The organism is Paraburkholderia sp. FW306-2-2C-D06C (assembly GCF_058781505.1).
This window is the reverse complement of the sequence record NZ_JBYSWU010000056.1, coordinates 42,967-56,289: the sequence shown is the minus strand read 5'-3', so window position 1 is coordinate 56,289 and position 13,323 is coordinate 42,967. Positions and strand designations below refer to the sequence as shown.

Annotated in this window: 13 protein-coding genes; 11 read left to right on the top strand and 2 right to left on the bottom strand. The window is 64.4% G+C overall.

Features of this window, described 5'->3' with window-relative positions:
• Window positions 1-602: 602 nt before the first annotated feature.
• From AC3WLT_RS30770 to pyrF, 11 genes are all read left to right on the top strand, one after another.
• Window positions 603-1,598, top strand: coding sequence for an IclR family transcriptional regulator (locus AC3WLT_RS30770; RefSeq protein ID WP_492595417.1), 996 nt, complete (start codon window positions 603-605; stop codon window positions 1,596-1,598).
• Window positions 1,595-2,653 (top strand): 2-dehydro-3-deoxygalactonokinase, encoded by a 1,059-nt coding sequence (locus AC3WLT_RS30765; RefSeq protein WP_492595416.1) that lies wholly within the window; start codon window positions 1,595-1,597, stop codon window positions 2,651-2,653. The genes AC3WLT_RS30770 and AC3WLT_RS30765 overlap by 4 nt, the downstream gene beginning before the upstream one ends.
• A 60-nt stretch (window positions 2,654-2,713) precedes the next feature.
• Complete coding sequence (locus AC3WLT_RS30760; RefSeq protein ID WP_492595415.1) at window positions 2,714-3,394, top strand: 2-dehydro-3-deoxy-6-phosphogalactonate aldolase; 681 nt, start codon at window positions 2,714-2,716, stop codon at window positions 3,392-3,394.
• Window positions 3,391-4,167, top strand: coding sequence for an SDR family oxidoreductase (locus AC3WLT_RS30755; protein WP_492595414.1), 777 nt, complete (start codon window positions 3,391-3,393; stop codon window positions 4,165-4,167). Before AC3WLT_RS30760 ends, AC3WLT_RS30755 begins: the two co-directional genes overlap by 4 nt.
• A 165-nt stretch (window positions 4,168-4,332) precedes the next feature.
• Entirely contained in the window at window positions 4,333-5,331 is a 999-nt protein-coding gene (locus AC3WLT_RS30750; RefSeq protein ID WP_492595413.1) for an arabinose ABC transporter substrate-binding protein, read from the top strand.
• Between the two features lie 210 nt (window positions 5,332-5,541).
• A complete protein-coding gene (gene araG / locus AC3WLT_RS30745; RefSeq protein WP_492595412.1) occupies window positions 5,542-7,074 on the top strand; it encodes an L-arabinose ABC transporter ATP-binding protein AraG in 1,533 nt (510 codons plus the stop codon).
• Window positions 7,075-7,127: 53 nt separating this feature from the next.
• On the top strand, window positions 7,128-8,144 hold the full coding sequence (gene araH / locus AC3WLT_RS30740) for an L-arabinose ABC transporter permease AraH (RefSeq protein WP_492595411.1): 1,017 nt from the start codon (window positions 7,128-7,130) through the stop codon (window positions 8,142-8,144).
• A 91-nt stretch (window positions 8,145-8,235) separates the two neighbouring features.
• Window positions 8,236-9,036 (top strand): SDR family NAD(P)-dependent oxidoreductase, encoded by an 801-nt coding sequence (locus AC3WLT_RS30735; RefSeq protein WP_492595410.1) that lies wholly within the window; start codon window positions 8,236-8,238, stop codon window positions 9,034-9,036.
• Window positions 9,033-9,962, top strand: a complete 930-nt coding sequence (locus AC3WLT_RS30730; RefSeq protein ID WP_492595409.1) for an SMP-30/gluconolactonase/LRE family protein — start codon at window positions 9,033-9,035, stop codon at window positions 9,960-9,962. Before AC3WLT_RS30735 ends, AC3WLT_RS30730 begins: the two co-directional genes overlap by 4 nt.
• 241 nt (window positions 9,963-10,203) lie before the next feature.
• On the top strand, window positions 10,204-11,277 hold the full coding sequence (locus tag AC3WLT_RS30725) for an aldose 1-epimerase (protein ID WP_492595408.1): 1,074 nt from the start codon (window positions 10,204-10,206) through the stop codon (window positions 11,275-11,277).
• A gap of 113 nt (window positions 11,278-11,390) precedes the next feature.
• Window positions 11,391-12,206, top strand: a complete 816-nt coding sequence (gene pyrF, locus AC3WLT_RS30720) for an orotidine-5'-phosphate decarboxylase (RefSeq protein WP_492595407.1) — start codon at window positions 11,391-11,393, stop codon at window positions 12,204-12,206.
• A 54-nt stretch (window positions 12,207-12,260) separates the two neighbouring features.
• Here the strand turns inward: pyrF and AC3WLT_RS30715 are convergent, their stop codons facing one another.
• Together AC3WLT_RS30715 and AC3WLT_RS30710 are read right to left on the bottom strand one after the other, a co-directional pair.
• The gene (locus AC3WLT_RS30715) at window positions 12,261-12,773 is read right to left on the bottom strand and encodes a cupin domain-containing protein (protein ID WP_492595406.1); all 513 of its coding nucleotides are present in this window, start codon (window positions 12,771-12,773) and stop codon (window positions 12,261-12,263) included.
• Window positions 12,774-12,793: 20 nt separating this feature from the next.
• Entirely contained in the window at window positions 12,794-13,294 is a 501-nt protein-coding gene (locus AC3WLT_RS30710) for a CinA family protein (RefSeq protein ID WP_492595405.1), read from the bottom strand.
• Window positions 13,295-13,323: the final 29 nt, after the last annotated feature.

Genomic DNA, 13,323 nt, shown 5'->3' with positions numbered 1-13,323 from the left:
GGCCGGCAAAGAAAAGTAGGTGCTCCCCCGCACAGGGGGAAAGCTAATAGACCAATACCAAATCAAGGAAAGGCCAACGCCGCAGGCAGCACGAACATAAGCGCCGCGCAGGCAAATAATCAAGGAAAGGCCAACGCCGCAGGCAGCACCACCATAAGTGCCACGAAGGCCAAAAATCAAGGAAGGCCAACGCCGTAGGCAAACAGACATAAGAAGCGCCGCGAGGGCAAAAAAAGCCAGCAAAGACGACGATCGCAAGTGGACACCAACCCCAGCCCCCGGCAAGGCCAAACGACAAGGCGAAATCCCATTATATGAATCCAACACTCACATATTGGAGCTTTCCAAAAAACCGCCCTACAATCGAACCCAACACGCGCCGCGAGCAGAAAGAGCAGGAATAGCAGGAAGGGCAGAAAGCCCCAAACCCCTGCCCGCGAGAGCGAAGCAAAAGAAACCGGAGACAAAGCCAAACCATGCCTAAGACCGAAAGAAGGCAGCACCGCCACGCCTGCCGTGCCGTGAGCAGCGGCAAAACCCCAAGGCCACCTCTCCGGCCCTGCGCTGCAAGCGCAAAAAACCAATCCCATTAGCGAATCGCCATGAACAAAGCGATGCCTACTCACGCAGCCAGCGCGTCTGAGCCCGACCTGTCGTCGACCGCGGATCACACGCCCAGCGCCGCACTACAGCCGGCCAGCGCGGCAAAAGCCTCGCGCGCCAGCGCCCAGACCCCGCGCGCCGACGCTCAACCGCCTGCGGCCGACGAAATCGCTCTACCCAGCACGCTGCTGGACATCACCCCGCAACAAGCCGGCACGCAAACGCTCCTGCGCGGCCTGGCGATTCTTGAAGCCGCCGCCGCCGGTGTCCGCGATCTGCGTACCTTCGGCGCCGCGCTCGGCACCACCCGCAGCACCACGCATCGGCTGGTGAGCAGCCTCGTGCAGGCGCGCTACCTGCGTCAGGTGCAAGGCGGCTATCTGCTCGGCCCGAAGCTGATCGAACTCGGCACCATCGCACTCGAACAGATGCCGCTCACCGCCGTCGCGCGTCGGCATCTCGAATCGCTCGCGGAACAGACGCTCGATACGATCCACCTCGGTGTGCGCGACGGCGACGACGTGCTGTACATCGACAAGATCCCCGGCACCCGCGGTCTGGAAATGCGCTCGCGCGTCGGTCACCGGATGCCGCTCGCGTCGACCGGCATCGGTAAGGCCATGATGCTCGACCTCGCGCCGGACGCCTGGCAGTCGCTGTTCGAAGCCTCGCGGCGCGCGCTGGCCGGCGTCAGCTTCAAGCCGGATAACCGCCCCGACGCGCAGACCTTCATGCAGCGCATGACCAATTACGCCGCCGGCGGCTACACCTTCGACCTCGAAGAAAACGAAGCGTCGATCCGTTGCGTCGCCGCGCCCGTGCGCGATGCGTCGGGCGCGGTGGTGGCGGCGCTGTCGGTGGCGAGCACGATTCCCTACATGTCGCTCGAACGCATGGACGAGCTGATTCCGGTCGTGCAGCGCGAAGCACGCGCGATCTCGGAAGAACTCGGTTGGCGCGCACCGCAACCCGCGACCCGCAGGATCAAACGATGAAGCAAGCGGACTCTCCTGCACCGGCAGTCGATCACGCCGTTGCCGCGGGCGCAGCCAACGCCGGCTTCGAGCACGCCGCGCTGATCGGGCTCGATTGGGGCACGACGTCGCTGCGCGCGTATCTGTTCGACGCCGCGGGCAAGCTGCTGGCGTCGCATGCCTCGACGGCCGGCATCATGAATCTGCCGCGCAGCGCCGAGCAAGGCGGCTTCGACGCGGCTTTCGATGAAGCATGCGGCGCCTGGCTCCAACACGCTCCCGGTCTGCCGGTTGTCGCGGCAGGCATGGTCGGCAGCGCGCAAGGCTGGGTCGAAGCGCCATACGTCGACGCGCCGGTGAATGCCGACACGCTGGTCGCCGGCATCGTCCGTGTGAAGGCGGCGTGCGGCGCGGCGCTGCATATCGTGCCGGGCGTCCTGCAACGCGGCGAACTGCCCAACGTGATGCGCGGCGAGGAAACGCAGGTTTTCGGCGCGCTCGGCGAGGACGCCGGCTCCGCGGATAGCGGCAACCGCGCGCTGATCGGCTTGCCGGGCACGCACGCGAAATGGGTCGTTGTACAAGCGGGCCGCATCGAACGCTTTCATACCTTCATGACGGGCGAGGTGTTCGCTGCATTGCGCGAACACACGATCCTCGGCCGCACGATGACCACGCCGGATCGTCCGGATACCGATGCATTCCTGCACGGCGTGAACATCGCTCGCGAGAAAGGCCAGGCGGGTCCGCTCGCGACCGTATTCAGCGCCCGCGCGCTCGGCCTCACCGGACAGCTTTCGCGCGAACAGCAGCCGGACTATCTGTCGGGATTGCTGATCGGTCACGAACTGGCCGGCCTCGACGCCGTGCTCGCGCAACAGCAAGACTCGCTTGCCGGGCAGGCGTTGCGGCTGATCGGCAACGAGGCGCTGTGCGAGCGTTATCGCCTCGCGCTGGCGCAATTCGGCTGCACTCAGGCGGAGCTGGTGAAGCACGCGACCGAGCGCGGCCTGTGGCGCGTCGCCACCCAGGCGGGGCTCGTCAACCCGGTCGCCCAGGCGGCGCGGGCCGGCTGACCGGCAGCGCCGCCGCCCACGAAGCCGAATATCAAGCCGCACATGAAACAAGGAACCGACATGCAACCTCACATCAATCTGCCCGCTCCGTACATGCCGCACGCGGGTCTGATCGCGGCGTTCGAGGTGTGTCCGCTGATTGCGATCATGCGCGGCGTCACGCCCGCCGATGCGGCCGATCACGGTCAGGCGCTGTACGAAGCGGGTTTCCGGATCGTCGAAGTGCCGTTGAATTCGCCGCAGCCGTTCGACAGCATCGCGGCAATCCGCAAGGCGTTGCCGGCCGATGCGATCGTCGGTGCGGGCACGGTGCTGCATCCGAGCTTCGTCAGCGACGTGAAGTCGGCGGGCGGCGAGCTGATCGTGATGCCGCATAGCGACCCGGAAGTGGTGAGCGCCGCGAAGGCGCAAGGTCTGGCGTGCGCGCCGGGCGTCGCGACGCCGACCGAAGCCTTCATTGCGCTGAAAAACGGCGCCGACGTGCTGAAGATGTTTCCCGCCGAACAGCTCGGCTGCCAGGTCGTGAAGGCGTGGCGCGCGGTGATCGCGGCGCAGGTGCCGCTGGTGCCGGTCGGCGGGATCACGCCGGACAACATGGGGCCGTTTCTCAGCGCCGGCGCGAACGGTTTCGGGCTCGGCTCGGCTTTGTACAAGCCGGGTCAGAGCGCCGCGGTGACGGCCTCGCACGCGAAGGCGTTCATCAACGGTTTGCGTATCGCCAAGGCTGGCGCGAAGAAATGAAACGGCTCGCCGACAAGGTCGCGTTGATCACGGGCGCCGGGCGCGGCATCGGCGCGGCGATTGCGCTCGCGTTTGCGCGCGAAGGCGCGGCGGTCGTGCTGGCCGAACTGGACATCGAAACCGCGCGGCGGACGGCGGAGCAGATCGAGGCGCAAACCGGCGCGCGCGTGTTGGCGGTGCACACCGACGTCACGCAATCGGCGTCGGTCCAGCGTGCGGTGAGCGAGGCCGAACGTGCGTTCGGCGCGCTCGACGTGCTGGTGAACAACGCCGGCATCAACGTGTTCTGCGATCCGCTGACGATGACCGACGACGACTGGCGCCGCTGCTTCGCGGTCGATCTCGACGGTGTGTGGAACGGTTGCCGCGCGGTGTTGCCGGGCATGGTGGAGCGCGGCGCGGGCAGCATCGTGAATATCGCGTCGACGCATGCGTTCAAGATCATTCCTGGCTGCTTTCCGTACCCGGTCGCGAAGCACGGCGTGATTGGCCTCACGCGCGCGCTCGGTATCGAATACGCGCCGCGCAACGTGCGGGTCAACGCGATCGCGCCGGGTTACATCGAAACGCAGTTGACACACGACTGGTGGAACGAACAGGCCGATCCCGCCGCCGCCAAACAGGCAACGCTGGATTTGCAGCCGATGAAGCGCATCGGCCGCCCTGAAGAAGTGGCGATGACGGCGGTGTTCCTCGCTTCGGACGAAGCGCCGTTTATCAACGCCACCTGCATTACCGTGGATGGCGGCCGCTCGGCGCTGTATCACGATTGAACGCAGCAACGCAGCAACGCAGCAACGCAGCAACGCAGCAACGCAGCAACGCAGCACGCAACAGAAAGAGTTCACCGGACGACGCGCTGGCCGCGTGTGTCACAACCGGTACAAGAAAACGCGGCCGATACCTTCTCGTTATCAATTAGTCAGGAGACACGCATCATGAAACGAAGAATTTTCCTCACGCTGGCAGCAGCGGCGGCGGGTGTGCTCTTCAACGCACCGGTCGCGCAAGCCGCCGATCCGGTCAAGATCGGCTTCCTCGTGAAGCAGCCGGAAGAACCGTGGTTCCAGGACGAGTGGAAGTTCGCCGAAATCGCCGCCAAGGAGAAGGGCTTCACGCTGGTGAAGATCGGCGCGCCGTCGGGCGAGAAGGTGATGAGCGCCATCGACAACCTGTCGGCTCAGAAAGCGCAAGGCTTCGTGATCTGCACGCCCGACGTCAAGCTCGGCCCGGGCATCGTCGCGAAGGCGAAGGCCGACGGCCTGAAGATGATGACGGTCGACGACCGTCTGGTGGACGGCGCCGGCAAGCCGATCGCCTCGGTGCCGCACATGGGCATCTCGGCGTACAACATCGGCAAGCAGGTCGGCGACGGTCTGGCTGCGGAAATCAAGAAACGCGGCTGGGACACGAAGGAAGTGGGCGCGATCGACGTGACCTACGAGCAACTGCCGACCGCGCATGACCGCACCACCGGCGCGACCGACGCGCTCCTCGCCGCCGGCTTCCCGAAGGCCAACGTGATTGCGGCGCCGCAAGCGAAGACCGACACGGAAAACGCGTTCAACGCCGCCAACATCGCGCTGACCAAGAACCCGCAGTTCAAGCACTGGATCGCTTACGCGCTGAACGACGAAGGCGTGCTCGGCGCGGTGCGCGCAGCGGAAGGCCGCGGCTTCAAGGCGGACAACATGATCGGTATCGGCATCGGCGGTTCGGAGTCGGCACTCAACGAGTTCAAGAAGCCGTCGCCCACGGGCTTTTTCGGCACCGTGATCATCAGCCCGAAGCGTCACGGCGAAGAAACCTCGACGCTGATGTACGACTGGATCACCCAAGGCAAGGAACCGCCGCTGCTCACGCTCACCACCGGCATGCTGGCCACGCGTGACAACGTGGGCGAAGTGCGCGAGAAGATGGGCCTCGCATCGAAGTAAGCAGCGTTGCTGTGAAATGAACTGCCGGTGCGTGTGTCTTGTTCACGCAAGAAGGCGCGCACCGGCAGCAGCAATAGAAGAAGCAGTTGAGACAGACCGTGCTTGTGTCCACGGGGTCCGCGAGGTCCCATGAGGTCCACGAGGTCCACGAGGTCCACGAGGTCCATAAGGCACGTCGAGCACGGTCCACACGAAGCAACAGGAGGCGAAGTGTCAGCGACGCTACGTTTTGACAATATCGGCAAGGTTTTTCCAGGCGTGCGCGCGCTCGACGGTGTGTCCTTCGAGGTCAACGTCGGCCAGGTGCACGGCCTGATGGGCGAAAACGGTGCAGGGAAATCGACCCTGCTGAAGATTCTCGGCGGTGAATACCAGCCGGATTCGGGCCGCGTGATGATCGACGGCAACGAGGTGCGCTTCACGAGCGCGGCGTCGTCGATTGAGGCAGGGATCGCGGTGATTCACCAGGAACTGCAATACGTGCCCGATCTGACGGTCGCGGAAAACCTGCTGCTCGGCCAATTGCCGAACTCGCTCGGCTGGGTCAACAAGCGCGAAGCAAAACGCTTCGTGCGCGAACGCCTTGAAGCAATGGGTGTGGCGCTCGACCCGAACGCGAAGCTGAGGAAGCTCTCGATCGCGCAACGGCAGATGGTCGAAATCTGCAAGGCGCTGCTGCGCAACGCGCGCGTGATCGCATTGGACGAACCGACCAGCTCGCTGTCGCACCGCGAGACCGAGGTGCTGTTCAAGCTGGTGCGCGATCTGCGCGCGGACAACCGCGCGATGATCTACATCTCGCACCGGATGGACGAGATTTACGAACTGTGCGACGCCTGCACGATTTTCCGCGACGGCCGCAAGATCGCCTCGCATCCGACGCTCGAAGGTGTGAAGCGCGAGACGATCGTGAGCGAGATGGTCGGGCGTGAAATCGCCGACATCTACAACTATTCCGCGCGGCCGCTCGGTGAAGTCCGTTTCGCGGCGAAAGCGATCGAAGGACATGCGCTGACGCAACCGGCCAGCTTCGAAGTGCGGCGCGGCGAGATTGTCGGCTTCTTCGGTCTGGTGGGCGCGGGACGCAGCGAACTGATGCACCTCGTGTACGGCGCCGATCACAAGAAGGCCGGCGAACTGGTCCTCGACGGCAAGCCGATCAAGGTCCGCAGTGCCGGCGAAGCGATCAGGCACGGCATCGTGCTGTGCCCGGAAGACCGCAAGGAAGAAGGCATCGTCGCGATGGCGACCGTGTCGGAGAACATCAATATCAGTTGCCGCCGTCACTATCTGCGTGCGGGCATGTTCCTCGATCGCAAGAAGGAAGCGGAAACCGCGGACCGTTTCATCAAGCTGCTGAAGATCAAGACGCCGAGCCGCCGCCAGAAGATCCGCTTTCTGTCGGGCGGCAACCAGCAGAAGGCGATTCTGTCGCGCTGGCTGGCCGAGCCGGATCTGAAAGTGGTGATTCTCGACGAACCGACGCGCGGCATCGACGTCGGTGCGAAGCATGAAATCTACAACGTGATCTATCAGCTCGCCGAACGCGGCTGCGCAATCGTGATGATTTCTTCGGAGTTGCCGGAAGTGCTTGGCGTATCCGACCGGATCGTCGTGATGCGCCAGGGCCGTATTTCCGGCGAATTGTCGCGCAAGGATGCCACTGAACAAACGGTGTTGAGCCTCGCGTTGCCGCAAAGCTCGACCGCGCTGCCCGCCACCGCTACCAGCCAGGCGGCCTGAATATTATTTGGACGCAAGTCCGCAACCCGTGGGGAACGGGAGGAGTCTTTAATATGCAAGCCAGAGAAAACCTCGCGCGACAGGCCGCCAAAAGCGCCGCCGATGCGCTGATTCCGCAAGCCAACGACAAGGCGAAATGGTGGCAGCAGATCACCGAGTACAGCCTGATCGTGATCTTCGTGGTGATGTTCATCACGATGTCGCTGACCGTCGATCACTTCTTCTCGATCGAGAACATGCTCGGCCTCGCGCTGTCGATCTCGCAGATCGGCATGGTCGCGTGCACGATGATGTTCTGCCTCGCGTCGCGCGATTTCGACCTGTCGGTGGGTTCGACGGTCGCGTTTGCCGGCGTGCTGTGCGCGATGGTGCTGAACGCGACCGGCAATACGTTTATCGCGATCGTCGCGGCGGTGTTCGCGGGCGCGGTGATCGGCTTCGTCAACGGCGCGGTGATCGCGTATCTGCGCATCAACGCGCTGATTACGACGCTGGCGACCATGGAAATCGTCCGCGGCCTCGGCTTCATCGTGTCGCACGGGCAGGCCGTCGGCGTGTCGTCGGATACGTTCATTGCGTTGGGCGGCTTGAGCTTTTTCGGCGTATCGCTGCCGATCTGGGTCACGCTGCTGTGCTTCGTCGTGTTCGGCGTGATGCTCAATCAGACCGTGTACGGCCGCAATACGCTGGCGATCGGCGGTAATCCGGAAGCCTCGCGTCTGGCCGGTATCAACGTCGAGCGCACGCGTGTCTATATCTTCCTGATTCAAGGCGCGGTGACGGCGCTCGCCGGTGTGATTCTCGCGTCGCGGATTACGTCGGGTCAGCCGAACGCCGCCGAAGGCTTCGAGCTGAACGTGATTTCGGCTTGCGTGCTCGGCGGCGTGTCGCTGCTCGGCGGCCGCGCGACGATCTCGGGTGTCGTGATCGGCGTGCTGATCATGGGCACGGTCGAGAACGTGATGAACCTGATGAACATCGATGCGTTCTATCAGTACCTCGTGCGTGGCGCGATCCTGCTGGCCGCCGTGCTGCTCGATCAGTTGAAGAACCGCGGATCACGCGACTAAACCCGCGGGACTGAACCCGGGATTAAGCGCGGGATTAAACCCGGGACTAAACCCGGGACTCCATCCACTTTGTTGATAAAGGAATCGAACGATGTCGTCTCCGGCCAATGCAAACGCCCGTCTCGCGGACCACGCGTTCGCGCGCTATCCGAGTCTCGTCGACCGCACGGTGTTGATCGCGGGCGGCGCGACCGGCATCGGCGCATCGTTCGTCGAGCATTTCGCGGCGCAAGGCGCGCGCGTCGCGTTCTTCGATATCGATGCGACAGCGGGCGCAGCGCTCGCCGATGAGCTCGGCGATTCGAAACACAAGCCGTTGTTCCTGCCGTGCGATCTGACCGATATCAATGCGCTGCGCCAAGCGATCGCCGATGTGAAAGCCGCGCTTGGCCCGATCCAGGTGTTGGTGAACAACGCGGCGAACGATCGGCGTCACACGATCGGCGAAGTGACGCCCGAGTTCTTCGACGCGGGCATCGCGGTGAATCTCCGCCATCAGTTCTTCGCGGCGCAAGCGGTGACGGAGGACATGAAGGCGGCCAACGCGGGCTCGATCATCAACCTCGGCTCGATCAGCTGGATGTTGAAGAACGGCGGTTATCCGGTGTACGTGATGTCGAAATCGGCGGTGCAGGGTTTGACGCGTGGGTTGGCGCGCGACCTCGGCCCGTTCAATATCCGCGTCAACACGCTGGTGCCGGGCTGGGTGATGACGGAGAAGCAGAAGCGTCTGTGGCTCGACGACGCGGGCCGGCGTTCGATCAAGGAGGGCCAGTGCATCGACGCCGAATTGCTGCCCGCCGACCTCGCGCGTATGGCGCTCTTCCTCGCCGCCGACGACAGCAGGATGATCACCGCGCAGGACATCGTCGTGGACGGAGGCTGGGCGTGAGTGCGGCGGCGCACTCGCACCGCGCGACGTTGCTGATCGATGCGAAATGCACGCTCGGCGAGGGCGCGACGTGGTGCGCCAAAACCGGCCGCTTCTACTGGACCGATATCGAAGGCGCGCGGCTGTGGCGCTACGATCCGAGCGACGGCCGCAGCACGTTCTGGCGCATGCCCGAGCGCCTCGCGACTTTCGCGCTGTGCGCCGATCCGCATTACCTGTTGCTCGGTTTGGCCACGCATCTGGCGTTTTTCGATCTCGCGACCGGCGAGACGCGGCGTATCGTCGACGTCGAGCCGGAGCTGAACACGCGCGTGAACGATGGCCGCTGCGATCGTCAGGGGCGTTTTGTATTCGGTACGAAAGACGAAGGCTCGCCGCTGCAAGCAATTGGCGGGTTTTACCGCCTGAACCGGGATTTATCGCTGGAGCGCTTGCTGCTGCCCGCGCCGGCCATCTCGAACAGCATTGCGTTCAGCCCGGACGGCGCAACGATGTACTACTGCGATTCGCCGACGCGCGAAATCCGCGCCTGCGACTATCGCGCGGACGGCAGCGTCGCCAACGACCGCGTTTTCGTCACGCTGACGGACGCTACCGGTGAACCCGACGGCTCAACGGTCGATTGCGACGGCGGCTTGTGGAACGCGCAATGGGGCGGCAGGCGGGTCGTGCGTTATGGCGCCGACGGCGCTGAAACCGAGCGCGTCGACGTGCCGACCGCCCAGCCGAGCTGCGTCGCGCTAGGCGGCCCCCCAAGGGGACTTCCTTCGGAGCGTCCGCAGTTGGACACGCTGTACATCACGAGCGCGCGCATTGGACTCGATGCCGCCGCGCTCGCGGGCGATTCACGCGCGGGCAGTGTGTTTATCGCAACACCTGGGCGGCGGGGTTTGCCCGAACCTGTGTTCCAGGGCGCGCCTGCATAGCGCAGAATGACGCTGCCCCGGTTGTCGAGGCGGCGGTTATGGCAGATAGCAGTGAATTTGACGGTGAATCCAGCGTTGATGCCGCAAACTCGGCGGCAGCAAGTCGGCAGCAAGTCGGCAGCAAGTCGGCAGCAAGTCGGCAGCATGCAGTTCGGATCCAGAGGCGACCGGTTCAAAAAATCGCCCAACAGCATCCGTCAGCGATGACGACAACGTCCCACGCCTCTCGATGGAGCCAGATATGACTGTTGCGAATCTAGTTTCCGCTTCTTCTCCGAGCCAGAGCCAAAGCCAAAGCCGGCGCGCGCGGCTTGCCGCGGCGGCCACTCCGGTGCTTCCCGGTCCCAGTACATCGGCGGTCGCGGTGGGCGAAACGAGCGGCGGCGATGTCGCCTGCATTACGCTTGCCAACGCGCATCTGCGCCTCGATGTCGCGCCGACGCTCGGCGGCGGCGTCACCCGTTTCGACTGGCGCAACGACGGCACGCTCACGCCGATCTTTCGACGCTGCCGCCACGTCGGCGCCGATACGCATCCGAACCAGCTTGCCTGCTATCCGCTGCTGCCGTATTCGAACCGGATCGGCGGCGGCCGTTTCAATGTCGCGGGACGCCGTGTCGACGTGCCGCGCAACCGCGCCGACGAGCCTTTGCCGATTCACGGCGACGGCTGGCAGTCGGCGTGGCAGGTCGCCGAGGCGGACCGCGAAAATGTGCGCCTGACGCTCGATCGCCGCGACGGCAAGCCGTACGCGTTTCGCGCCACGCAAACCTATACGCTGGACGGCCCGACGCTCGTTGTGACGCTGGAGATCGAGAACGCCGGCCGTGAGTCGTTGCCTTTCGGGCTGGGCATCCATCCATTTTTCGTGCGCGATGCGGATACCGAACTGTCGGCGGCGGCCGGCGGCCTGTGGCTTTCCGGCGACGACTGGCTGCCGGTGCGCCATGTGCCGGCGCCGCCCGCGTGGCAATTCGGCGTCGCGTATCCGTTGCCGGAAACCATCGTCAATCACGCGTTCACTGGCTGGAGCGGGCAGGCGGCGGTGGTGTGGCCGAAGCGCCGCCTGTCGCTGACGATCGCAGCCGACACCGACTATTACGTGCTGTACACGCCGTCCGGCGAAGACTTCTTCTGCTTCGAGCCGGTCGATCATCCGATCAACGCGATGAATCTGGCCGGCGGCGCGTGCGAGAACGGCATGACGATGCTGGGACGCGGCGAGCGGCTGACGCGCTCGTTCCGCTTTACCGTCGAACGCACCGGTTTGCGCTCGATGCCGGGCGTGCGCGGCTCGCGTCGGCGGCAGCAGTAGGCGGGCGGGGCGGCACGGTGCGATGCGGGCGCGGAATGACGCGAGCGCGACCCGCCGTGCCGGACGGGTAAAATACGCGCCTCTTCCGTTATCGGCTCGCCGCGAGACTCACCATGTCCAATTTCACCCAGACACTCAACGACGCCTGGCAGCGCACGAACTCGCTGCTGTGCGTCGGCCTCGACCCCGAGCCCAGCAAATTCCCGGGTGCGCTCGCCGGCCGTCCCGAAGCGATTTTCGATTTCTGCCGGACGATTGTCGACGCCGCGGCGCCGTATGCATCGTCGTTCAAGCCGCAGATCGCGTACTTTGCCGCACATCGCGCGGAAGACCAGCTCGAGCAGCTGATCGCGCACATTCATGCGAATCATCCGGGCCTGCCGGTGATTCTGGACGCGAAGCGCGGCGATATCGGCAGCACCGCCGAACAATACGCGCGCGAGGCGTTCGAGCGCTATCAGGCGGACGCGGTGACGGTCAATCCGTATATGGGTTTCGATTCGATCGAGCCGTATCTGGAGCACCACGGCAAAGGCGTGATCGTGCTGTGCCGGACTTCGAATCCCGGCGGCTCGGATCTGCAGTTTCTGGAAACGGGCGGGCGTCCGCTGTATCAGGTGGTCGCGCAACTCGCGGCGGACAAATGGAACGCGAGCGGGCAACTGGGTCTCGTGGTCGGCGCGACCTTCCCGAAGGAAATCGAAGTGGTGCGTGGGATCGTCGGCGAAATGCCGTTGCTGATTCCTGGTATCGGCGCGCAAGGCGGTGACGTGCAAGCGACGGTTAACGCCGGCCGTACGGCAAAGGGCACGGGCATGCTGATCAACTCGTCGCGGGCGATTATCTACGCCGGTCAAGGCGACGATTTCGCCGAAGCCGCCGCGAAGGCCGCAATGGAAACGCGCGACCGGATCAATTCGTTTCGATGATGGACGGCTGTCGTTGTTAAAGACAGCTTCTTGATCCGCTTCGGTACAGGCCAGTTAAGCAGCCGGCCCCAGCCGCTCGATCAACGCCGCATGCTGCGGATGTTGTGCCTTCAGCGCACCGACATCCGCCAGCTCGAATTCGCTGAATTCAAACCCCGGCGCCACCGTGCAGCCGACCAACGCGAAGGTGGCAGGATCGGCGCATTCGGCGGCGAACCACAAACCCGCTGGCACCACAGCCTGAAACACGGTGTCAGGCTGCGTCAGCGTATTGCCCAGCCGGTGCGTGACCCATTGGCCTTTCTCATCGAGCACGTGCACATTCAACGGCTCGCCGGCATAAAAATGCCAGACCTCGTCGGACTTGATCCGATGCCACGCCGAATGCGCGCCGTCGCAGAGCAGGTAATAGATCGCGGTGGAAGCGGAGCGCGTCTCAGCTGAACCGTCATGGCGGCTTACCCGCCCGGCCGACCGATACGTCTCGCTAAAAAATCCTCCCTCCGGATGCGGCTTCAGATCGAAGCGCCGGATCAACTCGTCTTTGGCTGCGTACGATTCGGGCATCCTGGGCATCCAACCGGAAGTCAATGTTCGCGCTCGTCGAGCAACGCCAGCATGCCGCGCAATGCGTGCGCGGCGGCCTGCACGCGGATCCTCTCGCGGTCGCCCTTGAACACCTTCGTTTCCACCGACGTATGCAGCCGGTTGCTCCAGCCGAACGACACCATGCCGACCGGCTTCGTTTCAGTGCCGCCGCCCGGGCCGGCGACGCCGGTGATCGACAGCGACACCTGCGCGCGGCTGTTGCGCAGCGCGCCTTCGGCCATTGCGCGCGCCACCTGCTCGCTGACCGCGCCGTGCCTGTCGATCAGCTCGGCCGGCACGCCGATCATTTCGCACTTCGCCTGGTTCGAATACGTGACGAAGCCGCGCTCGAACCAGCCGCTGCTGCCGGAAATATCGGTGATCGCGGTCGCCACCATGCCGCCCGTGCAGGATTCGGCGGTCACGAGCATCAGGCGTTCGTCGCGCAAACGGTTGCTCACGCGAATGGCGAGCTGGTGAACCACGGAATCGGTAGGCATGGCGTCAATCCGGAAAACGGGAAGCCGGC